Genomic DNA, 851 nt, shown 5'->3' on the forward strand with positions numbered 1-851 from the left:
TTCTTCTCGGGTCAAGTGTGTGTAGTTCAAAGTGCTTTCCTTTGCGACTGGCCGGTCAACAAGAGAGCATCCTATGCACTCTTGGCCCAACCTATTGCTTGGTGCACTTCGTTCTGGAATCCGCCAGTCAAAATAGGCTTTAGCCCTTACCCATCAAGCGCTAACAGCTATTATTTTAATAGCTAAATCATTCCACCTGCAGCGGGCATGCTCAGAGCGCCCGGACCAGCGCGCGCACGGCACGGGGGTAGATCACATGCTCCTGCGTCAGCACCCGGGCCGCCAGTGTCTGCGCCGTGTCGCCGGGCAGCACCGGCACCACGGCCTGATCGAGGATGGGCCCCACATCCAGCTCGGCCGTCACCTGGTGCACCGTCACACCGGCAAATTTGCAGCCCGCATCAATGGCGCGCTGGTGCGTGTTCAGCCCGGTGAAGGCCGGCAGCAGCGAGGGATGGATGTTGATCAGCCGCCCGGCGTAATGCGCCACAAAGCCCGGCGTGAGGATGCGCATGAACCCCGCCAGCACCACCAGCGCGGGCTGGTGGCGGTCGATGGTGGCGGCCAGCTCGGCGTCAAACGCTTCACGGCTGTCAAACGCCTTGTGGTCCAGCACTGCGGTGGCAATGCCCTGCGCGCGGGCAAAAACCAGCCCCTGGGCATCCGCCTTGTTGCTGACCACGGCCGCCACGCGCGCGCCATGGCGCTGCTCCCACTGCTCCTGCTGTGCGGTCTTGACGATGGTCGCCATGTTGGAGCCACCGCCAGAGATCAAAATCACGATATTCTTCATTTGCACCGGATTATCCCTGCCATGTCAGCACCCACACCGTTCAGCCCCGCCTCCCGCC

General features: G+C 62.2%; 1 protein-coding gene. It reads right to left on the minus strand.

Features of this window, described 5'->3' with window-relative positions:
- Nucleotides 1–211: 211 nt before the first annotated feature.
- The gene (purN, locus tag DTW89_RS19105; protein ID WP_114657081.1) at nt 212–793 is read right to left on the minus strand and encodes a phosphoribosylglycinamide formyltransferase; all 582 of its coding nucleotides are present in this window, start codon (nt 791–793) and stop codon (nt 212–214) included.
- Nucleotides 794–851: the final 58 nt, after the last annotated feature.

Source organism: Acidovorax sp. BoFeN1 (assembly GCF_003345135.1).
GTDB lineage: Bacteria > Pseudomonadota > Gammaproteobacteria > Burkholderiales > Burkholderiaceae_C > Acidovorax > Acidovorax defluvii.

Excerpts from the sequence above, each read along its gene's own strand:
- purN (WP_114657081.1), bottom strand. The coding sequence starts at position 793 with ATGAAGAATATCGTGATTTTGATCTCTGGCGGTGGCTCCAACATGGCG.